We start from the raw sequence: 24,364 nt of genomic DNA on the forward strand, positions 1-24,364 counted from the left end.
CCTATGTCACGTATTGGCGGCAAGAACTTTGACGTGAACCTGGGCGATCTGCTGGTTCACGTCGAAAGCTGCACCCTGGATATCACGGACAACACCGCGGTGGCGCAGAGCGGCGGTGTCCCCGACGGGCACGTCGACGGCGACGTGTCGGGCAGCGGGGAAATGGAGTTCGACACCAGCAACTTCAACCTGCTGATCGAAGCCGCTCGCACGGCTGGCAGCTTTCGCGAGCTCGAGCCATTCGACTCGATTTTCTTTGCCAAGGCCGGCGACGAGGAACTGCGTATCGAGGCGTTTGGTTGCAAGTTGAAGGTCTCGAGCTTGTTGAGCATCGACCCGAAAGGTGGCGAGAAATCCAAACACAAGGTGCCCTTTGACGTCACCAGCCCAGACTTCATTCGCATCAACGGCGTGCCGTACCTGGCCGCCGCCGAGATCGAGGGGCTGCGCTGATGGGGGATTGGCTCGACAACGCCAAAGCGATCGAGGAGCTGGAACGTGAGCGTTCAATCGCTGCCCAGCTCGCCCAGCCGCGACCTTCGGGGCCGAGCCGATCCCACTGCCGAGACTGCGACAACGAGATTCCAGCTGCGCGCCAGGCGCTTGGCGGGATCTTGCGTTGCGTGCCATGCCAGTCAATTTTTGAGATAGAGGTTCGCCGATGAGCACGAATCAGGCCGCTCAGGACACCGCCATTGTATTCCTCAAGGCGTCACCGGCAATCGGCGTGGCCGCTACCGGTGTGACAGGTGCCATCGACTGGTCAGCGGTAGCCTACATGCTGACCGCGCTCTACATGGTGCTGCAGATCGTGCTGCTGGTCCCCAAGTACCGTCAGATGCTGCGCGACTGGAAGGGCAAGTTATGAACCTGCGCACCAAGATCGCCACCGGCGCCATTGCGCTGGTCAGCGCTTCCTTGCTCGGTTTTCTAGGCCAATGGGAAGGAGAGGGCCAGAACGTCGTCTATGCCGACCAACTGGCCCGGGGGCTGCCGACGGTGTGCAAGGGCATCACCCACCACACCAGCCCCTATCCGGTTGTGATTGGTGACTTCTGGTCAGACGCTCGCTGTGACCAGGTGGAGCAGCTGGTGATCGAGAACAACCAGCTGCAGCTGGCCGACTGCATCACCAATCAGCAAGTGGGGCAGAAAACCTTCGACGCGCTGAGTAGCCACGCGCACAACTTCGGCGTGCCGACGACGTGCGCCAGTCGTGCGGTCGGCCTGATCAACGCCGGACGCATCGCGGAAGGCTGCCAGGCGATGGCCTGGGCGCCGGATGGCAAAACACCGGTGTGGGCCTTCGTTACCGACGCTCAGGGCGGCAAACAGTTTGTTCGCGGACTGCATGCGCGGCGCCTGGCGGAAGCGAGCCTGTGCGCGCAATGACCATTCAACCGGTGCGCCTCTTCCTTTTTCTTCTGCTGTCCGGGCTGCTGGTCTGGTTCGCATTTGACCAGGTGCGCGATCAGCTCGACACCGCGCGCCGCGAACGCGACGACGTACAGCGTGAGGTTACTGACCTGCGCGAAGCGGCCCGAATCAGCGGTGAGAAGTTGGCCTCACGCGATGCGATCGATCTTCAACGTACCCAGGAGCTGAGCCATGCGCTCAATCAAAACGATGACCTGCGCCGCGCTGTTGACGATGGCCGTCAGCGGCTGCGCCTCGCCGCCACCTGCAGCACCGTTACGCACGCCCAATCCGGCGCCGGCCGCGTGGCTGATGCAGACACCGCCGAACTCACAGCAGACGCTCGATCGGATTATTTCACCCTCAGAAATCAGCTTGCCCTCAGTCGGCAAATGATCCTGGGCCTGCAGGACCACGTGCGCAGGATCTGCCTGCGCTGAGCCTCACCATTTTTGAATCCCAAACGGAGCAAGACCCGATGAGCGAAACACGCGATATCACCCTGGAAGTCGGCGACAAAGAATTCACTTTCACCCTGTCGCCCCAGGACGTGACCAAGTACTTCAACGCCTTGACCCAGAACAACAAGGTCGCCCCAGCCAACAACCTGCTGGTTAACACCGTGAAGCAGGAAGAGCGCGCCAGCCTGAAGGCACTGCTGGGAAATCCGGTCATGGTGATGACACTCGCCGGCACGCTGGTCGAGGAATACGGCCCGGACGTTGAAGTCATCGTAAAAAAGCCCTCGACCACGCTGAGCGCCTAAGTGAAGACGGACTCGGTCAACTGATGACCTTGTCCAGTCGCTGGCTGCCTGGCGCTGAGCCCACACCGGAGGTGATGGGCGCGGCCAAGTGGTTGGAGGACGAACACTGGAGACGCATGGAAATCGCCGTGGCTAACGGCATCGCTCATGCACTGAACGGATAAATACACATGGCTGACCGCGCTGCTCGCCTGGCCTTCATCTTGAGTCTGACCGACAAGGTCACCGCGCCCCTGGGCAAAGTGAAAATGGGGTTTTCCGACCTTGCCGAAAAGAGCGAAAAAAACATCAAGACGATGGGCCTAGGGCTGGGTGGCATGGTCGGTGCCGGTGTGGCCATTACCGAATCTTTGGCGCCGGCGCTGGAGATGAACCGCGCCCTGGGCGAAGTCCGTTCACTGGGCGTGGCTGAGGATGCGTTGTCCGCGCTCAATCAGCAGGCGTTGGAGTTCTCGGTTACTTACGGCGAAAGCGCCCGGGACTTTGTCGCCTCGGCGACCACCGTAGAGGGCGCCATCAAGGGGCTGACCGGCAACCAGTTGGCGGTGTTCACCAATGCTTCGGACGTAATGGCCAAGGCGACCCGGACCGATGCCGAAACGATGGGGCATTACGTGGGCACCATGTACAACCTGTTCAAGGGCCAAGCCGATGCCATGGGCAAGGGCGAATGGGTGGAAAAACTCGGCGGCCAAACAGCGCTGGCGGTGCAGCTGTTCCGCACTGACGGCGCGCAGTTGAAGGACGCCTTCAAGGAAGTCGGCTCGATCGCCACCACCGCCGGCGTCGACCTGGCCGAGCAGTTCGCGGTGATCGGCTCCCTTAGCAGCACCATGGAAGGTGGGGACGCCGGCGGCATCTACAAATCATTTTTCGAGAACATCGGCGGTGCGTCGGAAAAGCTGGGGATGAAGTTCGTCGACCAGAACGGCAAGTTGCTGCCGATGCTCGACATCCTCGACAAGCTGGAAGGCAAATTCGGCGACCTGAACAGTGCCAGCACCGGCGCCAAGCTGATCGAAGCCTTCGGCGGGGAGGGCGCCCGCGTGATCACCGCATTAACCAAGGACACCGACCGCCTGCGCAACGGGATGGACCAACTGGGCAAAGTCCGAGGTCTGGAGAATGCCGAGAACATGGCCAAAGCCATGGTCGATCCGTGGCAACAGTTCGCCGCTGCCGTCGAGTCGTTGCGCATCGCCTTTGGCCAGGTGCTGATTCCGATCCTGGCACCGCTCATGGATAAGCTGGTGGGCATCGGGAAAACCCTTAGCCGCTGGACACAGATTTTTCCGAACATCACCCGCGTGATCGGCATCACCACCCTGACAATTTTGGGCATCGTGGCCAGCATGTCGTTGCTCACCCTCGTGGTCGGGATCGCCCGAACCACCTGGCTTGGGTTGGTCACGGTGTGGAAAGTGGTCCAGCTGCTCAATCTGCGCACCGCTGCAGGGTTCGTACTGCAGAAGCTGGCCATCCTGGCCTATACCGGCGTGATCTATGGGCTGAGCGCTGGCCTGGCCGTCATTCGCGGCGCCATGCTGCTGTGGCAGGGCGCGATCTGGCTGGTCAACTTTGCCCTGACCGCCAACCCGATCGGCGTCGTAGTGATGGGGATTGCCGCCCTGGTCACGCTGGTCATCGCCGCCGTCTACTACTGGGACGAATGGACCGCCGCGCTGCTCAACAGCGAGGCGTTCAAGTGGATCAGTGACCAGTTCAAAACGCTGTCTGACTGGTTCGGCTCCATGGGCGGCTGGTCGAGCATGGCCAAGGGCGCGTGGGACAGTATCGTCGACGTTTTTTACAAGGCCATCAACAGCCTGATCGAAATGATCAACAGCATCCCGGGCGTGAACATCGAAGCGCGTTTTGGCGGCATGCCGGAAGTGCCCGGTGTCGACGCGGCGGTGAGCGCGGCCAACGCCGCCAGCACCGCGCAGAAAACCCAGCAGACCATCAATGCGGCGATCCCCAGCCTTTCACCGTCGCGGGCCTCTGCTGTGCCCCCGGGCGGGTTGCTGACCAGCATTCAGAACACCAGCAACCAGAGCAAGGGCACCCACGTTGAAAACGTGAACATCCACACCGCCAAGCCGCTGACCCCGTTGGAGCTGGAAAACATGGTCGCGATGGGGGTAGGCGGATGAGTCTCTACATCGATCTGTTGATCACCGATAACGACCTGACCCTGGACCCCTCCAGTCAACCGCTGCTGATCGATGACCGGGCCAGCATCGCCCAAGACATCGGACACATGATCCGCGAAAGCGGGCTGCTGGTGACGCAGGTCGCCGAGCGCGATCGCTTCCGACAAGCCGACTGCATCCAGCAACTGGAACTGCTGGTTGAGGCGGACGTGCGCCTGGTACCAGGCACCGTGCGGATCCTTGAAGAAGGGAAGGGCCGGTACCTGGTCACCGCCAAAACCGTTGAATTCGGATCTGTCGAGGTAGTGCTGTGAGTGACGTAGATTTCAAACAGGCGTTGAGTGACGCCGGTATTCCGACCACTGAGGCCAAGCTGCGCGCTGCCTGGGAACTGGAAGTCGTCGCCCAGGGCAGCAAGTTGAGCAACACCAGCGCCTGGTCGCCGTTCTGGCGAGTGATCACCGCTCTGGTCACCAAACCGGTCATGTGGCTGATCGATTTCATTGCCGGCACCGTGTTGCCGAACTTCTTTGTGAAGACCGCCACCGGTGCCTGGTTGGACATGTTGGCTTGGGCGGTGAACGTCACCCGCAAGCCAGCGACCAAGTCTGAGGGGTTGCTGCTGTTCACCCGCAGCGCACTGGCGGGGCTGCTGGAAGTGCCGGCCGGCACTCGGGTGCAGTCGATCGCGATCAACGGCAACGTGTACGAGCTGGTGACGGTGGCAGCGGCCAGCTTTGCCGATGGTGAATCCCTGATCCGGGTGTTGGCCCGGGCCAAGCAAGCGGGCAGCGGCTTCAATCTCGCACCAGGTTACTTTTCCATTTTGCCGGAGCCGGTGCCCGGGGTTGTCCAGGTGGTGAACGCTGACGGCTGGCTGAGCCAACCCGGCGCAGATACTGAGCCCGACGACGAGCTGCGCCTGCGCGTGCGCAACCAATTCTCAGCGGTGAACCAATGGCACACCGACGCCGTGTATCGCGCCATGATCGCTGTGTTCCCGGGTGTGCAGCCCGATGGCGTTTACTTTGAGCACAACGCGCCCCGGGGCCCCGGCAGTGCCAATGCGTTCGTGTTGTTCGAAGCCGATTCGCCGGCGGATACCTTCCTGGCTGAAATCAACCACTACATCCGCGACCAGGGCAACCATGGGCACGGTGACGACCTGCTGGTGTTGGAGATGCCCGCCACGCTGCACACGGTGAGGTTGACGATCTGGCCCAAGGCTGAAGTCGGTGCCGAGCGCTGGCCCGCGTTGAAATCGGACATCGAGCTGTTCATCCGCGCCGCGTTCCGTGAGAGCACGGCCAGTGACTATCAGCCGACGCTGACCCACCCCCAGTCGCGGTTTTCTTTCAGCCGGTTGGGCGAAGAGCTGCACCAGCAATTCCCGGGCATCGACTCGCTCGACTTTGACAATGCGGACATCATTTCCAAGCTGACCATCCCGCGCCTGTCCGAGGTTGAGGTGATGCTGAATGCTTAAGTTGAGCCTTCCGTTCTGGCTTGACGGGCCGGAGCTGGCCAAGCTGAAAGCGGCCGCACAAGCCTGGTGGATCAAGGTCGAAGGCTGGCTGCACTGGCCGTTGCTGCAGATGGACGCCGAGACCTGCCACCTGAGCGTGCTCGATCTGCTGGCCTGGCAGCGCGACATCCAGCGCTTTCACGGCGAGCCCGAAAAGCTCTACCGCCGGCGCGTGAAGTACGCGTTTATCAATGCCGTGGACGCGGGCAGCACGGCCGGCATGGTCCGCATTTTCGAACGCCTGGGCGTCGGTTATGTGGAGATCCAGGAGCGCCTGCCGGACCTCGATTGGGACGTGGTCCTGTTGCACCTGTCCGACACGCAACTGAGCGAAAACCCGGTGCTGCTGCGCGTCCTGATGCAGCAATACGGGCGCACGTGCCGGCGCTATGACTTCGTCACGATCACCCCCGTGAAGCTGAACATCGGCGTGGCCGATCTCAACGACGACCAACAAACCCTGACTGCCACCCTGGACGACAGCGCCAGTCGCCTGGTCGTGATCAACGAGCTCGCATTGCTCACCTTTTTGAACAACCCGTTTAGGAGCACCCATGGGAGCTAGCATCACCCTTGCCGGCGAGAGTCTGATTGCCCAGAAGCAAGGCGCCGGGGAGAAGCTCGAGGTTGCTCGTTTCGTCCTGGCACTTGTGCCCGGCCTTGATCCGAACGCCCCGGTTGATCGCGCTGCCGGCAAGCCGCCAGCGTCGCAGATCGTCTTCACCAAAGCCTACGACCGCAAAGGCTACGTCAGCCCCAATCAGGTGATCTACAGCCTGATGGTGGGTTCTGACGTCGGCGACTGGGACTTTAACTGGATCGGTCTGGAAGCGTCGGAAGGCGTGCTGCTTGCGGTCGCGACCGTGCCGGTGCAGCAAAAGCGCAAGAACATTCCGCCGCTACAGATCGGCAACAACGTCACGCGCAACTTCCTGGTGGAGTTCAACGGTGCCCAAGCGCTGACGGGCATCACTGTCGATGCCAGTACGTGGCAGCACGACTTCACGGTTCGCCTAAACGGCATCGATCTGCGCGAGCGCCTGAGCAACCGCGACGTGTTTGGTCGTGTCTGCTACCTGGCCGACAGCCTGCAGATGGAACGCAGTTTTGACCTGTACCAGGTGAAAGCGGGCATTGCCTACGTGGAAGGGATCCGTGTCGAGCTGGCTGAGCCGGTCCAGGTGCAACTGCCGGCGCTGCCCGTCAAAGCCTGGCTCGACGTTGCGCTGGCCCGCGAGGGCAGCGACTCGGTCGCCGCATGGAAGGTGGTGTTCGGCGCCGCGAAGACGGACTACGTCGACAGCAACGGAACCGCCCATTACCTGGTGGAGCTGGCCCAGGTATCGGTGTCCGAAGACATCATGGATCTGCGCCAAAGCGAGCCGATCACCGGTGCCCTGGTCAAGCAATTCGCGTTGCGCAACGGCGACTACGAAAACCTGCGCGCCCGGGCCACGACCAAAGATGACGTCGACCTGGGCGAGCTGCCCAACGCGAAAAGCGATGACCCGGGCACGGACAGCAGCGAGATTCTGGCGACCACCAAGGCGCTCAACGCCCTGCGCAAGGTTATCGCTGATTCGGAGGTCGGGCGTATCGGCACCTTTGCAATGGCCACACCGCCGCCGGGATGGTTTCGGGCCAATGGCGCGGCGGTCTCCCGCACGGTGTACGCCGCGTTGTTCGCCAAGATCGGCACCCTTTACGGCGCCGGTGACGGCGTCAACACGTTCAACCTGCCGGACCCACGCGGCAAATTTATCCGCGTCCTGGATGACGGTCGCGGCATCGATGCCGGCCGGGTATTGGGGAGCTTGCAAGCGGACGAAACGCGCGCTCACAACCACACCGGCAGTTCGGCGGCTGCGGGTGGTCACAGCCACTCCAGCAGCTCAGGCGCCGCCGGTAGCCATAGCCACACTGCGTGGTCCGATGCCCAGGGTAACCATGCCCACTCCGTCAACAACTCCAGTGCAGCGGGCGGCACTCCCGGCAGCTGGACCTTCGCGGACTTCGGCGGCGGTGCCGATCAGCCGGCCAACGTCACCAACGAAGCGGGTAACCACTCCCACAACATCGGCGTGGGTGCAGTCGGCGACCACGCGCACGTCATCACCGTCGGCGCTGTTGGTGATCACGCTCACGCCATCACCGTGGGCTACTCGGGAGGCGCGGAGACACGTCCCCAAAACATCGCTTTCCTTGCCTGCATTAAGTATTGAGACCCGCCATGGATACCAAAACCGTCTATCAAACCGATCACTTGGGCATCTTCACCGGCAAGACCGTGGCCGATCGCTCGCCGCTGGAACCGGATGTTTGGTTGATTCCCGGCGGGTGTGTCGAAGTGGCGCCGCCGGCGGTACCGGAAAGAAAGGCGGCGTTTTGGGATGGTCGACGTTGGCAGTTGGTTGACTCTTACCAGGGGCTGACGGCCTACAACATCCAAACCCGTGAGCCCCTGGTCATTGAGCGGGCGGGTTCGCTGCCGACCGGCTACACGCTGGAAGTGCCAGGCCCGGGCCAGATCTGGGGCAATGGCCATTGGGTTGACGATATCCCGGCCGTGATTGAGTTGCGCTACGTCGCCCAACTGGCGGCGATCAACACGGCGTGTCTGCAGGAGATCACCGGCGGGTTCTGGTCGTCGGTGCTGGGCGATCGCTTTTTCTACGAAACCCAGCTTCAGGATCAGTTGAACTTGACCAGCATGATTTTGCGCGGGTTGGGTGGCCTCTACCCCTGCCAGGATCAAGCCGGGGTGAAAGCCTTCCTGGAACACACCAGCGACCAGCTGCGCCAGATCGGTGACGAGTTCACCGACTTCAAACTGCAGCGTCTGCTCAAAGCCAACGACCTCAAGCAAGCCTTGGCAGCGGCGCGATCGACGTCGGACCTGGACGCGCTCAACGCCGTGGTGTGGGAGTCCACGCCGGTATGAATTGGGCTCCCATCACCATGCGCTGGCCGGAACAGTCCACCCAGTGGCTCGCCGACCTCGAGGCGGCCAAGGATCTGGCGAACAGTGAACTGATCAGCACCGGGCAACGCCTGGCAAGTCTGGCCGACTTGGCCACCACCTCACCGGGGCCGGTCGGCGCCGCTGCAGAAGCGGCCGTGGCCGCTGGCCGCGCCGGGCTCACTGATGCCTTGGGCGAAGTCCCGGCCTGCCTGGTGGTGACGCCGTTCCAAAGTGGTGTCGGACAGGGGCGCGGGAACCAGCGTTATCTGTCCGCGCCGAACTTGCTGCAGCAGCTGGGCGAGAAGCTGGAAGACACCGGCGACGACGGGCGTCCGGCCGGGGCGCAATACGCCTTGGCGGTGATGTTCCTGGGCACGCGCTACGACAAATTCGCGGCGACCTTGTCCCGATTCAACGCGGTGCTGCCCATGCCCGACCTGCAGCGCGCTGAACGTCGAGCGAAAAACCTGTTCGCGCTGGACGCTGAAAAGTGGGAACTGCCCACCGCCGGCACGCTGCCGCGCTGGGGGGCGCTGCCCCTGGAGCGTTGCACCGTGACCAAGGCCGCCACGCAAACCTTGAACAGTCAGCTGTCGGCACTGGAAAGCTACGCGGACAGTTCGCCCATGGCGGACTTGGGGCGTTTGGCAACTCGCAAAGCCAGCCAGGCCCAGGCACAGGCCCAACAATTGGCCGACCTCAAGTCGCAGTTCGCCGGCGGCGCGGCCGACGACACCATGCGCGCCCGCCTGATCGGCCCGGGGAATGTCGCCGAGTTGCGGCACCAGCTGCTGCAGGGCGATGCACCTGGTCACGAGTGGGGATTGTCGGCGGGCGTGCTGCTGGTCGGCTCCCTGAAAGGGTTGGGCTTTGTTCGGGAACTGGTGGGCCTATGACTTTATTGCTCGATGGCGAACAGGTACGCGGCAAGAACCTCAAGGTCACCGCCAACCTGCGAATCGAAAGTGACGATCTGTCCGGCCAGACCAGCAACACCGACTCGGCCCACAAGGGGTTCAAGCCCAAGACACTGGCGGTCACGTTGCTGATCCCCTTTGTCGATGAGTCGCAGCTGCGCAACTTGATGCGTCTGGCCGAAGCGACCGACACCGGTGGCCAGCTCAAAACCTACCGGCTGGTCAACGACACTGCGTCCGCGTTCGGCGTGCGCCAGGTGCAGTTCTCCGAGGGCGTCAGCGCCCGAGAAGACGACTCGCTTCGCGCCTGGCTCGTTCAATTCACGCTGTCGGAAAAGCTCTCCAACCCCGAGCGGGTCGAGACGCGTCGATCGGCCAAGGATGTCACGCAGCAGGGCGCCCCGGGGCAGTCGGTGACGGCACCAGGTGCAGGTGAACCTGGCGCACCAGGACAGGAACTGAGCGGCTTCGAAGCCACCCTGAAAAAGTTGGATAACTACCTGGGCGGTGGGGCGTGAGCATGAAGCTGCACAAGGTGCTGACCGTCGGTGGTGTGGTCTATCCCCTGATCGCCGATGACGTTCGCCTTGAACTGCGCACCCCCGGCCGCGCCACGCTAACCATTCAAGCGGCGGCGCCGGTAAAGGGGCTGGTGACGCTCGATATCGGCTACAACGACAGCCCGCTGCAGCGCCACTTCATTGGCTACGTCGAGCGTTGCACGCCGTCCAACGCGATCGAGCAAGTGCTGTTCTGTCGCGAACTGGCGGCGATCCTGGCCAACCCGTTGCCGCTCAACCTGCGCCATGCGGATCTGACGACGGTGCTGGGCGAGATCAACCAGAAAACCGGGTTGAGCTTTCGAGTGCCGGACAAGGCATACGCCAAAGTCAAAGCCCCGTTTTTCTACAACCTGGCCGCCGGCTATCAGGCCATGGACAGCCTGTCCCGGGTGTTCGGGATTCCCGACTTTATCTGGCAGCAGCAAGGCGACGGCGAAGTGTTTGTGGGCAGTTGGGCTGATGGCTTTTTCGGTTCCCGATCGCCGCTGCAGCTGCCCGTCGAGCTGTTCAACGGCTACCAAAACAATCAGAGCGCGATGATTGCGGCCCTTCCCGGGTTGCGACCAGGTGCATCCATCAACCAAGGGGAGCGGATCACCAAAGTGACGCTCACCGGCAACCAAATGGCGATCCGATGGAAGACGCAATCCGCCGCAGCGTAGAGCGGCAATTTCCCGAACTCACCGGCGGTTATCACTTGCCGCGCTTCGCCCGTGTGGTGGGTGTGGCTGATGCCCCGGCCGGCGCCGGGATCTGCGACGACTTCCGTCCGCGCTTTGCGGTGGACCTCGAACTGTTGGGTGAGGACGACGAGCCGGATCCGGACTTGCCGGTGCTCGCCGGCGTGCCGCTGCCCATGCCTATGGGTGGCGACGAGATGGGCTTTTTCGCGTTCCCTGAAGAAGGCACACGGGTTGTCGTGTCCTTCGCCTACGGCTTGCCGAGCAAGCCGTTTATCCAGGCGATCCTGCCGCACGGCCTGAGCCTGCCCAAGGTGCCGAAAGGTGACCAGGTGTGGCAGCACAGCGAGGCCGCCCAGCAACGCGCCGACGCGGACGGCAACTGGCTGCGCCAGACCGATGGCCGGATTCGGGACAAGTCGATCGAGCGCGAGGTTGAGAGCCTGACCAACGTCGAGCGCCACCAGAGCAGCACGGTGGCGGTGGACGACCATTCGACCGAGTCGGTCGGGGGCATCAAGACGATCGAAGCGATCGGCGCGCTCAAGTTGCTGTCCGGCGGATCCGCCAGCCTGGCCGCACTGGATGACTTGCACTTGGCCAGCGGGCGCGACCTCAACCAGGTGGTGGGCCAGACCCTCAACCTGACGGTGGGAGGGGAGCTGCTCGAGCGCATCGAAGGCGCCCGTCGCAGCATCGCGGCCAAGACCTGGTTGGGATCGGAGTCGGTGAACGTGCTGCAGGTGTTGTGCGATCTGATTGACCTGGTCACGCAGACGAACACCGAACTGGCGGCCCACGTCCACGGACCGAGCCCAGCGCCCGCCAACGCCGCGAACTTCACCACCAACGCCGGTACCGGCCTACAGCTTACTGGGCAGCTCAAGCCCATCACCGGAGCCTAATTTGGAACTCAAGAGTTTCTTTGCACAGGATGACCTGGGCAATGCTTTGCCCGCTGCCACTTGCTACTTGTACGAGCGCGGTACCGAGAACATCGTGTTCGGTTTGCGTAAGAGTAACGGCTTGGGGTTGCTCAACCCGTTCCTGGCCGACGCAAACGGACTGGCGCAGTTTGCCGCGCCGAACGGGCTGTACGACCTGCGCATCACCAAAGGGAAACGGGATTACCGTTTGCCTGTCCAGTTCCTGGACGTCACCGAGTCCCTGGCCGAAGCCAACGGCGCGGCGTCACGCGCAGAATCGGCGAGGGACGCCGCCCAGTTGGCCGCCGGTGTGAAAGTCAGCACGGCGGAAGGCTTGCGCACCACGACCGATGGCATGTTCTTCACGGTGGTTTCGCCTGAGAACGCCCAGTCGCTGATTCTGTTTAAAAATGAAGCGGGGGTGGCGGTTGAGCAAACGCGCTACCCGAGCTCGACCGCCGTCGAAACGATCAACAGCTTCGTTCAGAGCAAATTCAAAGTTCAGAGCGTCAATGACACGTTGGTGGCTGTGCGTGATGCCGCTGGCCATGAAACGTGGATGGGTATCAATAACCGGGATGGCGGGCCGAGCAATTGGGCGCTGAAAATGTTGTACAAGTACCTGGGCGTCAAGCCGGCGTATGTCCCGGGCCTGCTGTACGCGTTTCCCGATGCCCTGGGGCGCCTGACTGATTTGTCGATCCGCGACACCGACGGTCAGGTGCCGGACTGGGTGATCTTTCGTTGGGCCAAACGGTTGAAACCGCTGATTGGCAGTGACGACAGCCATCCGAAAACCGCTTACAACAACATGTCCAACGTGCCCAAACTTCGAATGAAACAGGGCCAGATTCGCGCGGGTGTGCCTGGGGTAAAGCTGTACCTGAAAATCATTGGCGACTCCTATTCCGCCAGCCACAACTTCTACCTGAACGACCTCACCCGGTTTTTAGCCAAAGACTTTGGCTTTGGCGGTTCGGGTTACATCGGCTTCAACCACGGCTCGTCCCTGGGCACGAAGAACTTCCTATACACCAACGGCAGCCTGACCTATTTCGGCGGCAGCTGGACGCTGTCGCCATTGGGCGCGGCCAGTCCCGATAACAGGACGATCAAGGCGGGGGCTGTGGGTGATTACGTGAGTATCACCGCGGTCGACACCGCGGATATCTCGACCGCCGCGACGCTTGCCAAGCTGCTGTTCTTGGGCGATGGCACGAACTCCACCCTGCGTTATCGCTGGGGGGATGCCCTGGAGTGGAACACGCTGTCACTGTCCGGAGTCGGTCCCCAGCAAGTGCCTTTCCCGGTCCTGCCGGCCGGCAGCAACTGGAAGTTCCGCATGGAAGTCGTCACCGGCACGCCGACGCTGTTTGGCATCTACACCGAAAACAGTGCGTCGGGCGTGGTCGTTTCCAAGTGCGCGGCCAGCGGTTCGGCGTCGGGTGATTGGTACAAAAACGATGCGGCCTGGTTAACGCAGCAGAAGACCGCCACGGGCTTCATTCCTGCAGACGCCGTACTGGTGATGCTGGGCGGGAATGACCAGGGCGCGTCGGTGACGCCGGCGACCTTTCTCGCCAACCTGCAGGGCGTGGTCGCGACGCACCTGGAAGTCCATCCCGGGGCATCGTTCATCGTGGCTATGCGGTGGGACACCACGAGAGCCAGTCAGTACCCCATGACTGCCTACACCAAGCTCGCCGCCGCCTGGTGCTGGACGCAGGGCATTGCCTTTATGGATATGCAATACGCCGCGATGGGCGACCCTGCGAAGTACGCCAGCACCGGCCAAACCCCGCTGATCAGTGATGACAAAATCCATCCGGATCCGGCGAAGGGTGCCCCAGTGATCTCTGAATTTTTCTACACCGCGCTGCGCTGAACGCAGTAAGGAGCCTCAATGTTTTCTCTCGTGATTAGCGCACCTGGTGTGTTGTCCAACCCGCTGCCCGATACGCCGACCATCCCTGATGTGCAGTCGAACATCATTTACGAGCTTGATGCGGCAAGCCTGGCCGCACTGGCCGACGGTGCCGCCGTAGACACCTGGCTGGCAAACGGGCCGGCGCCGATCGTCAACCGCACCTTCAACTTTCAGTACGCGGGCTGGGGGAAACCGAAGTTTTCGCTGACCGGTGGGCCAGGGGGTAACCCAGCCGTTGTGTTTGATGGGACACAGCAGATCGGCAACGGGCCGGGTACGGTCGCTGTCGCGCAGTCGATGACTTACGCGATGGTCGTGAAGGCTTCTGTCTTTGCGGCGAATCAGGCGCGTCTGATGGCGTCGGGTGCGCAGATCCTCGCACCAGGTGCGAATGGCTTCTACGAAAGTATCTCGGCGGCCAGTCGACTGGAAAGTGGCAATAAATCGGCCGAGTGGACGGTCATCCTCGCCGTGTTCGACGGCCCCACGTCCAAAATCAAAGTCGGGACCAGCCCCATCGTCGAAGGCGCGACCGGTGTGTCTCTCAGCGGGCGGAATATTTTGGGTGGACAAGGATCGGCGCTGGCCACAGCAGGGCTGGTGGGCGGCTATGCCTTCATCAGAGCTTACGAACGGGCATTGAATAATTCGGACATCGAGGCGGCTTCTATTGAGCTGCATCGAGCCTACGCAATTCCGTAAGGAAGCAGCGATCTCGCTCTCGTCTTATCGATCGGCGATTAAAGTGGACATTCGGGGTGGTCGCCGTCTGAATCTGGCTGGACTGGTAGTTGCTTCAAGGGAGGGGGCTGCAAGTCGCGCTTACTTATAAGCTCGCACTAGCTCATCAATCTAATCATCAGCGATGGTCCGATATGGGCCGATTGCAGTATGCCAGGCTGCCTCTGCTCGTAGTTTCATCCATTGCCGTAACCTACTCCCCTGAAACCTTCAGCGACCACTTTGGTTATCTAAGTGTCGTGCAGTTCGAGCCTTTGTAGTACGCAACCGATAGCCATAACTACATCCGTGGTTATGGCTCGGTGAACTTCTGTCTAGATGAGCTCAGGGCGTTATTACACCGTCAAAGCCTCTTCATTATTTGTTTTTTTAACCCAGATGGCTTCCTCTAGGCTAGAGATGAACACATCCAGTGATCTGGAGGAGTCCCTGACAGTTGTATATATTTCGTCAAAATCCAGATGGGAAACCATGCTGTGAGTCTCAGCCTCTCTTTTCCTGTATAACCGACCAACTAGAGAGTAAATCTGCTTCAGCTTACCAGTTGGATGTGCCACTTCCGTCTCGATACTTGGGCTAGAGGGGTCAAACCCTATCTCCGCTCTTATCCTATCCAAACTCAGAGCCGGGTCTACTTTCTCAAAGTGAGTATGCTCACTTAGAAACCAAGCCTCCACTTCAGCAATAGCCAAAAATATCCGTATGCTTTGATCCGGAAAATCTAATCCTTGCGCTAAGCCATTTTCAAATTTCTCTCTTTCCTCAAGTGATTTCGGATATAAATCTTGAAGCCCCATAATTACATTGAAATCCTTTGATGCCAGCATCTCTCGGCGCTCTAAAATTGAGCTTTTGACAGAGCCGTCACCACCGCAATTAACAATCATAACTAACACAGACGCAACTTCCTCGGGCGGCCCCTCACTCCGAAGTTTGCTTAGTGCTCCACCTCGATGGATCCATAGATCCACTCTCGCCACTCCGTAGCCAGCTATTTCCGTAACCAGACGGTGAACAAAGTGCAACTCCGTTTGACCTTCGACAAATATGGCGATTTTTCTCATACAGCACTATCCTTCGAATAATGCTCGCCAGAGAAAAAGTCAAAATTACTCAAGCCGGAATACGAAAATTCTTCAAATGTTTCTTTTGAGTTATGAATATTTACGGCTTCCACAATTCCGCCGACTCTAGTCAGTACTGTCCAGTATTTCAATGAGACGTAGTTCATTACGTATCTGTCGTTACTTGACATAATGAGCTGAATATTGTTATTCAAGCACTTACTTACGATCAGCTGAATTAAACTTCTCGACCGCTCGTGATCCAATCCTTCGCCGATATCGTCAATCAGTAGCATCGGACTATCCCCAAGCTTTGGAGTTCGACCCACCATCATAGCTCGCGTCCAAAGAATATTGGCGTTAAACTGGACTAACAGTGCAAGAGCTCTGTACATACCTTGCGACAGATCCGTCTGTCGAATATAAAAGTTTATATCCTTTTCCTTGATGGCCATAGCTAAAGCAGATGCGCCGTTGACATTAAGCTCTGCCATGGGAACCAATGCAATATCGTCACATGGATACCCAATTGCTGCCATATCATCGATAAGCGCTATCTTAAGGGCATCGCCAAAGCGTTGACTGGTCCGTAAAAATACACCACTTACATCTTCAGGCATCATGCTGATGTCAAGCGTTGACGTCGCATCTAATGGAGGCTGGTTACCTATTGTTAGATTTCCTCTTCCGAACTCCGACCCGAATCTATACATGCAAGAGCTTTTGGCCCAGCGCTTTAAATTTTCAAACTGTGGATGCTGATAAGGGTCACTTCTAACAACAGCCATGAGTTGGTTCGACTCGACTTTGTAACGCACGCGCTCCGAGCCCTTTTTTTTCAAAACGAATCCATCACCTGACTCGGATCGTTCCATCACAGTTTGATTTTTTATTAAAAATTTCTCATGTGAAATTCGCTGCGAATGGTGAGACAGATGATACGTTTGAGACTCGACCACCTCGCCTTTATAACGTTCGAATTCAGCTTCCCAGTTCGCACTACTAAACATTGGGGCCCGGCCTGCAATTGAGTTTGCAAGCGCGGCAATAATATTGATAACTCTTGTTTTGCCGGTAGAATTTTTGCCCACGATCAAATTTATCGGCCCAAGGTGCAACCCTCTTAGCGACCACGCCATAGGCATGCCTTTATGTTCGCGGTACTCAAGTGTTTTCAAAAACATAAATGTCCCTAATGATATGTTCTGCAAATGCACCATTTGATATCAAATCGCTACGTCCGTCCACCCTCGTGCGGGGGACGATGCCAAGCTTAGAGTAGCCGGTCAAACGGGGAGGGCTTCCAATTATTGGCCACCAGTTCACCGCTCACCTTGACCTGTCCTTGCCGTTGATTGGTGTCGCTGTGACGGATTAGGTGAGTTGATTGAGCCCCCAATTTCGTAGACGCTGAACGACCGCATTTGGCCGCTATCTGCCGATAATGGCCAGAAAACGCGCTTAGCAAAGAAAAAAACAACCGAAAAAGCACTTATCCCCCTCCCGCCGACGGGCTTTGCGTCCCTTTTTTTTGCAACGACAGGTGGTGGTGCAAACGATGCTGCCGCCCAAGCCCGCTGCGGGTTCTGTGGGCGGTTAAGCATTTGCACGGAGTGCAAGGTTTTGCAAAGAAGTGCAGTGCCGTTGCACTGCATTATGGGACGGCTGCGAATTTCTCAGGGGAGGAAGGTGTCCGGTTTACTAGGGCTGCGGGTGCGAAAACCAGCGTGAGACGGAGTTTTCGTTTTCAGAACCGTTTGCACCAGGTGCGAATCAGTCATCACCCAGCCCACTAACAAAGCGGCTGTTAGGCCCAGCCTGTGCGGCTTTCCGCAGTTTTGTGGTATTGCACAGCATCGCCACCGTTCCCGGATAGTGAGTAACGATTTGGAGGGCGCGAAAAAGCTCCAAAAAGGACGGCGCATAGCCATTTTTCATGCGTGGGCTGGGAAAAGGGTAATTTTAGTAAGCAAGGGATCAAAGCGGGCTGGAGCCCCCGTAGCGCTTGACTCTCACCTATTACCTCAGAGGGTAATATCAGGTAAGGGAAAGGGTAATATTTTATTCAAGCTCTTATTTTACTGGGTTTGGTAGGTGTTGGTTATTACTTGTACTGAAGGTAATTTCATAACCTTTTTCTTACCTTATTATTACCTCTATAGAATGTATGAACTACTTGGTTTTAATGGCTTCCGTTCGGTTTTCGGAAACGCATTACCAATATTACCTTTTTCCCATGCCTCAACATAAATCGGCTCGGGCGCAATTTTCGCCCCCTCGCAGCGTGCTCGTCCAAAAACCCATGGGACTGCCATGGGACTGGCGCGCTTCGATTTTCAAGAGATTCATCAGGCTACAGCCCTTGTAAACCGTGAGCTTTCATAATCATAGTGACTTGGCGGGTAGTTTCGAATCTCTCCTTCACCGCCAAATTCGATGTAACCAGAACCCCTGATTTCGATAGAAATCAGGGGTTTTGTGGTTTCGGGTTCGAAAAAGAGTTTGGCTGGCGACCCATCGTAAGCGCACGACAAACCACTGGATGGTGAACTGCGCCAACCAGACTCTCGCCTCTGATACGAATAGGCAACGCTCGAAGACAAATCGGCATAGGTGGCCTGGTTTGCGATAGCTACCATGGCACCACACCTACTTGTTGGAGATTGCCATGATCAGCAGAAAAACCCTCTTCATCACCGGGGTCAGCAGCGGCTTCGGCAGCGCTCTGGCGCAAGAAGCGCTTGCAGCGGGTCATCGCGTCATTGGCACCGTTCGCAGTGAAAGCGCCTTGCAAGCGTTTGAGGCTCTCTCGCCGGACAGTGTTCATGGGGTCATCCTCGATGTAACGGACTTTGACCGTATCGACAGCGTCATCGCAGAGGTTGAAGCAACACTCGGCCCGGTCGATGTGTTGGTCAACAATGCCGGCTACGGACATGAGGGCATCCTCGAGGAGTCGCCCCTGGATGAGATGCGTCATCAGTTCGACGTCAATGTCTTCGGCGCGGTAGCGGTGACCAAGGCTTTCCTGCCTTATTTTCGCAAGCGCCGGGCCGGTCACATCCTCAATATCACGTCCATGGCCGGCAGCATCACAATGCCGGGTATCGCCTACTATTGCGCCAGCAAGTTTGCTCTGGAAGGTATTTCGGACACGCTCAGCAAAGAGCTACGGCCTTTCAACATCTTCGTCACTGCGGTGGCGCCTGGCTCGTTTCGCACTGACTGGGCAGGGCGTTCGATGCAACGCACTCCGCGAAGCATTGCCGACTATGACGCCAGTTTCGACCCGGTACGTAAGGCTCGCGAAGAGAAGAGCGGCAAACAGCTGGGCGATCCGCGAAAAGCAGCGCAAGCGATGTTGCAGGTCATTGCCAGCCCGACGCCACCTGCACATTTGTTGTTGGGTAGCGATGCCTTGAGCCTGGTGCGTGACAAGCTAGCCAGCGCTGCCAGTGAAATTGATCAATGGGAAGCGTTGACCCGTTCAACCGACGGCTAATCGACAAGCACAGGGGGCATTGATGACTCAGGTCGACTCACGCACCTCGCGCATGGTGCAGTTGATGGAAAAGCTCGCTCCGCTTGAGGGCTACAACTTGAGCGCGCTGGAGGATGTGCGCTTTTTGCGTTCTAACCGCCCGCTGACCCGCACTCCGGTTTTGTACGACCCCGGCATCGTGATCCTGTGCCAAGGGCGCAAGCGCGGCTACCTGGGCGATGATGTCTACCTTTACGACGCCCAGCATTATCTCGTGGTCTCCGTCCCCGTTCCGTTCACCATGGAGACCGATGCCAGCGAAGCGGAGCCGATGCTGGCGGTTTACATGCGCCTGAATTTCCAACTGGCCAGCGAGTTGCTGCTGCAAGTCGATGAAGCGCTAGGACCCAGTGATGCCCAGCCCAAGGGCATGTACGCGTCGCCAATGGACGACTTGTTACGTACCTCGACGCTGCGTTTCCTTGAAGCAATGAGTCGTCCGGGTGAAGCGCAAATTCTGGGCCCGTCGCTGATGCGGGAAATCTACTACCGCATCCTGACGGGTGAGCAGGGTGGCTCAATGCGCGCTGCGCTTAATCGCCAAGGGCACTTCGGCAAGGTCACTCGGGCCATCCGCAAGATCCACAGTTGCTATCAAGAGCGCCTGGATGTGGAGTCCCTTGCCCAGGAAGCAAGCATGAGTGTGCCCAGCTTTCACCTGCATTTTCGCAGCGTGACGGATTCGTCTCCGATGCAATACCTGAAGTCGACGCGCCTGCATCAGGCACGATTGCTGATGCTGCACAACGCAATGACCGCTTCGGCTGCGGCGTTCAATGTGGGCTACGAAAGCGCCTCGCAATTCAGTCGCGAGTTCAAACGCTTCTTCGGCCGAACGCCCCAAGCCGAGATCGAATGGATGAAGGCGACCTATGCGTTGCCTGCGCCGTCTACGCCATCCGTCTATGTCTCGTCGCATTAAAGCCATGAAGGGGGCGCTGTCATTTCTGAAGTTTATGTAGGACGAGTCTCAGATCTGTAGGAAGTCGTGCTGGAAAGCCTGGCTGTTGGGGCTTCTATAAGGATTTAGCGTCTCCTTGAGCCAACTTGGGTAGGGGTATTCGTTTTCTGCCATAGGGTTCAAGATTAAAAACGGCAGCACACGAGACGCCCCTCATTTATTCGGAATGGACTCACGCGTTTATGCAGGAAATGACCATGAAACAGGCAGGGCTCGAAAAGCTTCACGCAGAAATCATCAAATTACTCGCCGAGCAACGCAAGCTGAACGCTGAAGCGGGCAAAATGACCCGTGAAAACTTTTGGTATCCGGTGGCGATAGCCATTGGGATGATTGGTACGGTCGCGACCGTCACTGCCGTGTTGATCAAGCTTCTTTAATGCCTGGTTTTTCTCTTTCAGTCCCTCGAAAAGCCCGGTCTTCAGCCTCTACGCTCACCTGTTAGACTGCCCGAACCCCTCGAATGGAATCGACATCATGCCTCACCTTCGCGCCGTTTACCGCCGCACTGTCATGTCCGTCACTGGGGGGTTGGCGTGCCCCATGTCAAAGTTCGTCACCGCAACAACATTCCCCGATGCCGACGCCAGCGACCCCGCGAAACTGGGCTGATTTGTTTTCATCCTTCCTGACGTTAGAGGAGGGGGCACACTTTTATCAGGAAGGATTATCCATGATCACCACCACAACCCACGCCATCGAAGGCCGCCAGATCACCGCCTACTTGGACATCGTCAGTGCCGAGTCAGTGCAGGGCGTTAACGTTATCCGAGACATGTTCGCCGGGATGCGGGATTTTTTCGGTGGGCGTTCTCAGACGTTGGAGCGGGCGCTGAAGGAAGCGCGGATTCAGGCGACTGACGAGATCAAGGAACGGGCGCGAGCACTTCAGGCGGATGCGGTGGTGGGGCTCGATTTTGAGATCAGCATGCCGGCCGGTAAGGGCGGGATGGTAGTGGTGTTTGTGACGGGGACAGCGGTCAAATTGAAGTGATTCGATCTGTATGATCGCCCGGTGTTTTATCGGTCGACGCGCGGGCCATTCGTCGGGCATGCAAAAATCTGAATTACAAGTCCGGTAATGACCGACTAGTCTAAAAAGCCTTGGTGGTCGATATTTTTCAGGCAAAGGGCTTTGCCGGTGTCGACCCTTTTTGAGAGGGGAAGCGGTATGGCTGATCCGTATATCGAAGACGACGGGGCTGAATTTCCAATCAACAATTGCGTTAAATGCGGCCAGACAGAGTATGTGGCGGGCTTCGGGGAAGACCCGGTCCAGACCAGCAAAGTGAAATCCACAGTGCCCAGAGGGCCGAAGGCAAAATTTCTGCCGAGAGTGGCGACGCATTCCAGGAAGTAACCGTTGACCAGACCGACCCCGCCATTGAGCGGGGTTTTTCATTGTTGCAGTACCAGTTATCGGTTGAAAGCTTGACCACGCACACTTGGTAGCGGAGACCGTTTATTTTTCACAAACTTTTCACGCCATCGCCCGTCGGCTTAAACCATCCGTTAGAAAGCAGTACCTGGCCCGTTCCCCAGCGGGCTTTTTTTTGCCTGTCATAAAACCTTTTCCATAAAAGCTGTCCAACCGTCGCTAATTGCGAGGTGCGGAGATTTTTGTGTGGACGTTTCATGCGCTAAAGCATTCAATCCCCGCCTTTCGTATATCCCCCTATTTTTGAGGTTTTCGTCATGCGTTTAACACTGCCTGCACTGGTTCTTGGGCTTCTGGTTGCTCAAGGTGCGATGGCTGCCAGTGATGGCACCGCGGCAATCGGCGGCGGTCTGGGCGGCGCGCTGGGTAATGTGGTCGGCCAAAGCATGGGCGGCAGCACCGGCGCAGCGATTGGTGCGGGCGTAGCGGGCGCAGCCGGCAGTGCTGTTGCGGCACGCAAAGGCAGCCGTACTTCTGCTGCCATTGGTGGTGGCGTTGGCGCAGCCGGTGGTTCGGTGATCGGCAACAGCCTGGGCGGCAAGAGCGGCTCCACCATCGGCGCTGGTTTGGGTGGTGCTTTGGGCGGCGGCGTTGGCAGCAACCTGGCCAAGGGTCACAAGCGTCACTGATCCTGATCGATCAGCATCGAAGAGCCCGGCTAAATCCCGGGCTTTTTTGTTTATGAACGATTCTTTGACCCAAGCCTCAAAGGTCGTATACCCCCGAAGAACAAGAGGCGTCCCATGACTGCGGTTAACAACGGCAAAAAGTGTAGAAACACCAGCGTTCGAAGTTTGGCGCTGTCTGCGTTTGTGGTTGGACTGTTGGCGGCTCAAGGTGCAATGGCGGCCGGCGACGGCACCGCTGCAGTAGGCGGTGGTCTGGGTGGTGCGTTGGGTAACGTCGTCGGCGGACAATTGGGCGGTAGCACCGGCGCGGCCATTGGTGCGGGTGTCGGCGGCGCGGCAGGTAGTGCGGTCGGCGCGAGCAAAGGCAATCGCAACGAGGCGGCCATTGGCGGTGGTTTAGGTGCGGCCGGCGGCTCGGTGGTTGGTAACAGCCTCGGCGGCTCGACCGGTTCTACCATCGGCGCGGGCCTTGGTGGTGCCGCGGGTGGTGCAGTCGGGAACAACCTGGGCGACGACGGCAACAATGGCGGTTCACATTCCGGCCACGGAAACGGGAACGGTCACAAGCATAAGCACAAAAACAAGCATCACTAATACGCTATCGAATCGAAACCCGGCCTGGTGCCGGGTTTTTCGTATCTGCAATTCGTAAATCGGAACGATTGGCCACTGGCAGTCTCGAACTTCATACATCCCCCAACATTGCGAGGCATGCCATGACGCCGGAAACCGAAGGCAAAGAACAAAAAGGCCCGAGCGGGCTTCCGTTCATCAATGACCCAGGCAATGAAGATCCGGGTTCACTCATGGACGACGCCACGGTGCCCCTCAACGATTCTGATGACGCGGGTGACGTGGGGAACCTCGAGTACGAAGAAGAAGAGGATGAAGACATAGATTGATGTGCTCTGTTTGACCGATCGTCTCCCTAATCGAACAAACAACTCCGCATCACCCCTCGAACTATCAGGGCCTGCTTCTCAGGCCCTTTGAGAGGTGCTTATGAACGCAGATCCGAAAGACACCGAAACCGACGACACTCCTGAATATCCGCTGCCTTCACCCACCGATTCGCTGAGTCGAGATCAGCGTCCACCGGATGACGATACGGCGGTGGAACAGTTGCCTGCTGATGATGTGAGGCGCGGTGATGTCGAGGCGGATCCTGAAGATCCGGACATCGCCGGCGAGGATTATTCGGGCGAGCCGAGCTGAAAGCCGCTCGTCGATTGTGTTGCACCTTCAAAAAGAGCGTGCTGCCAGATCAGGTATGCACCTTTTTTAAAGGAGATGCGTCATGGTCAGTTTAAAATTAACAGCCCTGATCATTTCGGGGCTTTTGTCTGTCGGCTCGTTGGGTGCGCTTGCTCAATCCAATGGGAATGATGCGCCTGTGGATAAGGGGGGGATGCCTCCGTCGACTGAAATGAATGCGAATTCTGCGGATGGGGACGCGTTGCCGCCTGGGAGTATTAATGGTGGGAATGGGGGGGATGCTAATGGGAGTAGTACTAGTCCGGGGAAGGGGAGTGGGGCGGTGAGTGGTGGGAGTTCGATGGGGAATGGTGGTGGGGATGGATCTGGAAAGTCTGGTAGTGCTGGTGATGCCGAAGATGAGAAGGGTGGCTAGTGCGATAATGCACTTGCAAAATCAAAGCCCAGCTATTTGTTGGGCTTTTTGATAATCGCTATTTCCAGATAAATAGTAGTTCATGCGCTACAAACAGGTACGTACACCTATTTTGCTAGTGACTCAATCCAGCGTTTGTAGAACTCCTGTTGTAGCTGGATGTCGTTTGTGATGTCATTTTCCTCATAGTCAAATATTCTTACTACGTCATCAAGATCCGTGGGTCTACCTAGTTGAAGTTCATACGCTACGAGACCAGCAGACATTTGCGACGACATTCTCGAAGTGTAAACATTGATTTTTGCTCCTTTGCATAGAAATTTTGTCGTCGGATAATCCGCTCGTAATAGACCTAAGCATTGGAATAGGTCATGCGATTTATATGTTTTCTCTAGGTTAGATTTCGCTCGTAAGGTCAATAGCGCTCCCACGCGCTGGTATTCAATTGTAATGCTGTCCGTTTTGCCATCGGAGAGTGTGGCTATTTCAACTGCTTTCATGAGCACCTTTGGGTTTAGGGTCGTT

At 58.2% G+C, this 24,364-nt stretch carries 31 protein-coding genes; 28 read left to right on the forward strand and 3 right to left on the reverse strand.

Annotation, left to right across the window (positions count from 1 at the left end; translation table 11 throughout):
• Positions 1–3 precede the first annotated feature (3 nt).
• From BK660_RS16890 to BK660_RS16975, 19 genes are read left to right on the forward strand one after another with little or no spacing between them, the layout of a single operon-like run.
• The gene (locus tag BK660_RS16890; RefSeq protein ID WP_123434208.1) at positions 4–453 is read left to right on the forward strand and encodes a phage protein; all 450 of its coding nucleotides are present in this window, start codon (positions 4–6) and stop codon (positions 451–453) included.
• A complete protein-coding gene (locus tag BK660_RS16895; protein ID WP_123434209.1) occupies positions 453–665 on the forward strand; it encodes a TraR/DksA C4-type zinc finger protein in 213 nt (70 codons plus the stop codon). The genes BK660_RS16890 and BK660_RS16895 overlap by 1 nt, the downstream gene beginning before the upstream one ends.
• Complete coding sequence (locus BK660_RS16900) at positions 662–868, forward strand: hypothetical protein (RefSeq protein ID WP_123434210.1); 207 nt, start codon at positions 662–664, stop codon at positions 866–868. The genes BK660_RS16895 and BK660_RS16900 overlap by 4 nt, the downstream gene beginning before the upstream one ends.
• A complete protein-coding gene (locus tag BK660_RS16905; RefSeq protein WP_123434211.1) occupies positions 865–1,392 on the forward strand; it encodes a lysozyme in 528 nt (175 codons plus the stop codon). Before BK660_RS16900 ends, BK660_RS16905 begins: the two co-directional genes overlap by 4 nt.
• Complete coding sequence (locus BK660_RS16910; RefSeq protein WP_123434212.1) at positions 1,389–1,856, forward strand: lysis system i-spanin subunit Rz; 468 nt, start codon at positions 1,389–1,391, stop codon at positions 1,854–1,856. The genes BK660_RS16905 and BK660_RS16910 overlap by 4 nt, the downstream gene beginning before the upstream one ends.
• A gap of 38 nt (positions 1,857–1,894) precedes the next feature.
• Positions 1,895–2,182, forward strand: a complete 288-nt coding sequence (locus tag BK660_RS16915) for a putative phage tail assembly chaperone (protein WP_123434213.1) — start codon at positions 1,895–1,897, stop codon at positions 2,180–2,182.
• Positions 2,183–2,205: 23 nt separating this feature from the next.
• Entirely contained in the window at positions 2,206–2,346 is a 141-nt protein-coding gene (locus BK660_RS32620) for a DUF6890 family protein (protein ID WP_185045103.1), read from the forward strand.
• 6 nt (positions 2,347–2,352) lie between these two features.
• The gene (locus tag BK660_RS16920; protein WP_123434214.1) at positions 2,353–4,335 is read left to right on the forward strand and encodes a phage tail tape measure protein; all 1,983 of its coding nucleotides are present in this window, start codon (positions 2,353–2,355) and stop codon (positions 4,333–4,335) included.
• The gene (locus BK660_RS16925; RefSeq protein ID WP_123434215.1) at positions 4,332–4,649 is read left to right on the forward strand and encodes a DUF2590 family protein; all 318 of its coding nucleotides are present in this window, start codon (positions 4,332–4,334) and stop codon (positions 4,647–4,649) included. Before BK660_RS16920 ends, BK660_RS16925 begins: the two co-directional genes overlap by 4 nt.
• A complete protein-coding gene (locus BK660_RS16930; protein WP_123434216.1) occupies positions 4,646–5,821 on the forward strand; it encodes a baseplate J/gp47 family protein in 1,176 nt (391 codons plus the stop codon). The genes BK660_RS16925 and BK660_RS16930 overlap by 4 nt, the downstream gene beginning before the upstream one ends.
• Positions 5,814–6,425 (forward strand): phage tail protein, encoded by a 612-nt coding sequence (locus BK660_RS16935; RefSeq protein ID WP_123434217.1) that lies wholly within the window; start codon positions 5,814–5,816, stop codon positions 6,423–6,425. Before BK660_RS16930 ends, BK660_RS16935 begins: the two co-directional genes overlap by 8 nt.
• A complete protein-coding gene (locus BK660_RS16940) occupies positions 6,415–8,082 on the forward strand; it encodes a phage tail-collar fiber domain-containing protein (protein ID WP_123434218.1) in 1,668 nt (555 codons plus the stop codon). Before BK660_RS16935 ends, BK660_RS16940 begins: the two co-directional genes overlap by 11 nt.
• 8 nt (positions 8,083–8,090) lie before the next feature.
• Entirely contained in the window at positions 8,091–8,801 is a 711-nt protein-coding gene (locus BK660_RS16945; protein ID WP_123434219.1) for a DUF4376 domain-containing protein, read from the forward strand.
• Complete coding sequence (locus BK660_RS16950) at positions 8,798–9,718, forward strand: hypothetical protein (RefSeq protein WP_123434220.1); 921 nt, start codon at positions 8,798–8,800, stop codon at positions 9,716–9,718. The genes BK660_RS16945 and BK660_RS16950 overlap by 4 nt, the downstream gene beginning before the upstream one ends.
• Positions 9,715–10,257, forward strand: a complete 543-nt coding sequence (locus BK660_RS16955) for a baseplate complex protein (protein ID WP_123434221.1) — start codon at positions 9,715–9,717, stop codon at positions 10,255–10,257. Before BK660_RS16950 ends, BK660_RS16955 begins: the two co-directional genes overlap by 4 nt.
• Before the next feature lie 2 nt (positions 10,258–10,259).
• A complete protein-coding gene (locus tag BK660_RS16960; RefSeq protein ID WP_123434222.1) occupies positions 10,260–10,964 on the forward strand; it encodes a hypothetical protein in 705 nt (234 codons plus the stop codon).
• Positions 10,937–11,887, forward strand: a complete 951-nt coding sequence (locus tag BK660_RS16965) for a hypothetical protein (RefSeq protein WP_123434223.1) — start codon at positions 10,937–10,939, stop codon at positions 11,885–11,887. The genes BK660_RS16960 and BK660_RS16965 overlap by 28 nt, the downstream gene beginning before the upstream one ends.
• A gap of 1 nt (position 11,888) precedes the next feature.
• On the forward strand, positions 11,889–13,793 hold the full coding sequence (locus BK660_RS33050; protein WP_259698507.1) for an SGNH/GDSL hydrolase family protein: 1,905 nt from the start codon (positions 11,889–11,891) through the stop codon (positions 13,791–13,793).
• An 18-nt stretch (positions 13,794–13,811) separates the two neighbouring features.
• Positions 13,812–14,537 carry a hypothetical protein gene (locus BK660_RS16975; protein ID WP_123434224.1) on the forward strand — a complete coding sequence of 242 codons (726 nt, stop codon included), beginning with the start codon at positions 13,812–13,814 and terminating at the stop codon, positions 14,535–14,537.
• Between the two features lie 374 nt (positions 14,538–14,911).
• On the opposite strand, the gene BK660_RS16980 is transcribed toward BK660_RS16975, so the two are convergent.
• Both BK660_RS16980 and BK660_RS16985 read right to left on the reverse strand, forming a co-directional pair.
• Positions 14,912–15,640, reverse strand: coding sequence for a DUF4276 family protein (locus tag BK660_RS16980; protein WP_123434225.1), 729 nt, complete (start codon positions 15,638–15,640; stop codon positions 14,912–14,914).
• Positions 15,637–16,824, reverse strand: a complete 1,188-nt coding sequence (locus tag BK660_RS16985; RefSeq protein ID WP_123434627.1) for an AAA family ATPase — start codon at positions 16,822–16,824, stop codon at positions 15,637–15,639. The genes BK660_RS16980 and BK660_RS16985 overlap by 4 nt, the downstream gene beginning before the upstream one ends.
• 1,484 nt (positions 16,825–18,308) lie before the next feature.
• On the opposite strand from BK660_RS16985, the gene BK660_RS16990 reads away from it, so the two are divergent.
• From BK660_RS16990 to BK660_RS17030, 9 genes are all read left to right on the forward strand, one after another.
• Complete coding sequence (locus BK660_RS16990; RefSeq protein ID WP_123434226.1) at positions 18,309–19,142, forward strand: oxidoreductase; 834 nt, start codon at positions 18,309–18,311, stop codon at positions 19,140–19,142.
• A 22-nt stretch (positions 19,143–19,164) separates the two neighbouring features.
• A complete protein-coding gene (locus BK660_RS16995; RefSeq protein WP_123434227.1) occupies positions 19,165–20,103 on the forward strand; it encodes an AraC family transcriptional regulator in 939 nt (312 codons plus the stop codon).
• A gap of 236 nt (positions 20,104–20,339) precedes the next feature.
• Complete coding sequence (locus tag BK660_RS17000; RefSeq protein WP_123434628.1) at positions 20,340–20,522, forward strand: hypothetical protein; 183 nt, start codon at positions 20,340–20,342, stop codon at positions 20,520–20,522.
• A gap of 293 nt (positions 20,523–20,815) precedes the next feature.
• Positions 20,816–21,136: a YbjQ family protein gene (locus BK660_RS17005; protein ID WP_123434228.1), complete on the forward strand. Its 321-nt coding sequence runs from the start codon at positions 20,816–20,818 to the stop codon at positions 21,134–21,136.
• Between the two features lie 177 nt (positions 21,137–21,313).
• On the forward strand, positions 21,314–21,502 hold the full coding sequence (locus BK660_RS33055; protein WP_123434229.1) for a hypothetical protein: 189 nt from the start codon (positions 21,314–21,316) through the stop codon (positions 21,500–21,502).
• A gap of 335 nt (positions 21,503–21,837) precedes the next feature.
• Positions 21,838–22,209 (forward strand): bacteriocin, encoded by a 372-nt coding sequence (locus tag BK660_RS17015; protein ID WP_123434230.1) that lies wholly within the window; start codon positions 21,838–21,840, stop codon positions 22,207–22,209.
• A gap of 114 nt (positions 22,210–22,323) precedes the next feature.
• Positions 22,324–22,803 carry a glycine zipper domain-containing protein gene (locus tag BK660_RS17020; protein ID WP_185045105.1) on the forward strand — a complete coding sequence of 160 codons (480 nt, stop codon included), beginning with the start codon at positions 22,324–22,326 and terminating at the stop codon, positions 22,801–22,803.
• Positions 22,804–22,925: 122 nt separating this feature from the next.
• Positions 22,926–23,111 carry a hypothetical protein gene (locus BK660_RS17025; RefSeq protein WP_123434231.1) on the forward strand — a complete coding sequence of 62 codons (186 nt, stop codon included), beginning with the start codon at positions 22,926–22,928 and terminating at the stop codon, positions 23,109–23,111.
• A 100-nt stretch (positions 23,112–23,211) separates the two neighbouring features.
• Complete coding sequence (locus BK660_RS17030; protein WP_123434232.1) at positions 23,212–23,424, forward strand: hypothetical protein; 213 nt, start codon at positions 23,212–23,214, stop codon at positions 23,422–23,424.
• A gap of 522 nt (positions 23,425–23,946) precedes the next feature.
• Here the strand turns inward: BK660_RS17030 and BK660_RS17040 are convergent.
• On the reverse strand, positions 23,947–24,339 hold the full coding sequence (locus BK660_RS17040; RefSeq protein ID WP_123434234.1) for a hypothetical protein: 393 nt from the start codon (positions 24,337–24,339) through the stop codon (positions 23,947–23,949).
• Between the last annotated feature and the right edge of the window lie 25 nt (positions 24,340–24,364).

This window comes from Pseudomonas brassicacearum (assembly GCF_003732265.1).
Taxonomy (GTDB): Bacteria; Pseudomonadota; Gammaproteobacteria; order Pseudomonadales; family Pseudomonadaceae; genus Aquipseudomonas; species Aquipseudomonas brassicacearum_D.

Bases quoted from the DNA above. Each gene is read 5' to 3' on its own strand.
- BK660_RS17015 (WP_123434230.1), top strand. From the start codon at position 21,838: ATGCGTTTAACACTGCCTGCACTGGTTCTTGGGCTTCTGGTTGCTCAA.
- BK660_RS16965 (WP_123434223.1), top strand. From the start codon at position 10,937: ATGGAAGACGCAATCCGCCGCAGCGTAGAGCGGCAATTTCCCGAACTC.
- BK660_RS16945 (WP_123434219.1), top strand. From the start codon at position 8,091: ATGGATACCAAAACCGTCTATCAAACCGATCACTTGGGCATCTTCACC.
- BK660_RS16900 (WP_123434210.1), top strand. From the start codon at position 662: ATGAGCACGAATCAGGCCGCTCAGGACACCGCCATTGTATTCCTCAAG.
- BK660_RS17040 (WP_123434234.1), bottom strand. From the start codon at position 24,339: ATGAAAGCAGTTGAAATAGCCACACTCTCCGATGGCAAAACGGACAGC.
- BK660_RS16890 (WP_123434208.1), top strand. From the start codon at position 4: ATGTCACGTATTGGCGGCAAGAACTTTGACGTGAACCTGGGCGATCTG.
- BK660_RS16980 (WP_123434225.1), bottom strand. From the start codon at position 15,640: ATGAGAAAAATCGCCATATTTGTCGAAGGTCAAACGGAGTTGCACTTT.
- BK660_RS16915 (WP_123434213.1), top strand. From the start codon at position 1,895: ATGAGCGAAACACGCGATATCACCCTGGAAGTCGGCGACAAAGAATTC.
- BK660_RS33055 (WP_123434229.1), top strand. From the start codon at position 21,314: ATGGCTGATCCGTATATCGAAGACGACGGGGCTGAATTTCCAATCAAC.
- BK660_RS16950 (WP_123434220.1), top strand. From the start codon at position 8,798: ATGAATTGGGCTCCCATCACCATGCGCTGGCCGGAACAGTCCACCCAG.
- BK660_RS16995 (WP_123434227.1), top strand. From the start codon at position 19,165: ATGACTCAGGTCGACTCACGCACCTCGCGCATGGTGCAGTTGATGGAA.
- BK660_RS17030 (WP_123434232.1), top strand. From the start codon at position 23,212: ATGAACGCAGATCCGAAAGACACCGAAACCGACGACACTCCTGAATAT.
- BK660_RS17020 (WP_185045105.1), top strand. From the start codon at position 22,324: ATGACTGCGGTTAACAACGGCAAAAAGTGTAGAAACACCAGCGTTCGA.
- BK660_RS16895 (WP_123434209.1), top strand. From the start codon at position 453: ATGGGGGATTGGCTCGACAACGCCAAAGCGATCGAGGAGCTGGAACGT.
- BK660_RS16960 (WP_123434222.1), top strand. From the start codon at position 10,260: ATGAAGCTGCACAAGGTGCTGACCGTCGGTGGTGTGGTCTATCCCCTG.
- BK660_RS16985 (WP_123434627.1), bottom strand. From the start codon at position 16,824: ATGTTTTTGAAAACACTTGAGTACCGCGAACATAAAGGCATGCCTATG.
- BK660_RS16910 (WP_123434212.1), top strand. From the start codon at position 1,389: ATGACCATTCAACCGGTGCGCCTCTTCCTTTTTCTTCTGCTGTCCGGG.
- BK660_RS16955 (WP_123434221.1), top strand. From the start codon at position 9,715: ATGACTTTATTGCTCGATGGCGAACAGGTACGCGGCAAGAACCTCAAG.
- BK660_RS16935 (WP_123434217.1), top strand. From the start codon at position 5,814: ATGCTTAAGTTGAGCCTTCCGTTCTGGCTTGACGGGCCGGAGCTGGCC.
- BK660_RS32620 (WP_185045103.1), top strand. From the start codon at position 2,206: ATGACCTTGTCCAGTCGCTGGCTGCCTGGCGCTGAGCCCACACCGGAG.
- BK660_RS17000 (WP_123434628.1), top strand. From the start codon at position 20,340: ATGAAACAGGCAGGGCTCGAAAAGCTTCACGCAGAAATCATCAAATTA.
- BK660_RS16975 (WP_123434224.1), top strand. From the start codon at position 13,812: ATGTTTTCTCTCGTGATTAGCGCACCTGGTGTGTTGTCCAACCCGCTG.
- BK660_RS16920 (WP_123434214.1), top strand. From the start codon at position 2,353: ATGGCTGACCGCGCTGCTCGCCTGGCCTTCATCTTGAGTCTGACCGAC.
- BK660_RS16940 (WP_123434218.1), top strand. From the start codon at position 6,415: ATGGGAGCTAGCATCACCCTTGCCGGCGAGAGTCTGATTGCCCAGAAG.
- BK660_RS16905 (WP_123434211.1), top strand. From the start codon at position 865: ATGAACCTGCGCACCAAGATCGCCACCGGCGCCATTGCGCTGGTCAGC.
- BK660_RS16925 (WP_123434215.1), top strand. From the start codon at position 4,332: ATGAGTCTCTACATCGATCTGTTGATCACCGATAACGACCTGACCCTG.
- BK660_RS16990 (WP_123434226.1), top strand. From the start codon at position 18,309: ATGATCAGCAGAAAAACCCTCTTCATCACCGGGGTCAGCAGCGGCTTC.
- BK660_RS17005 (WP_123434228.1), top strand. From the start codon at position 20,816: ATGATCACCACCACAACCCACGCCATCGAAGGCCGCCAGATCACCGCC.
- BK660_RS17025 (WP_123434231.1), top strand. From the start codon at position 22,926: ATGACGCCGGAAACCGAAGGCAAAGAACAAAAAGGCCCGAGCGGGCTT.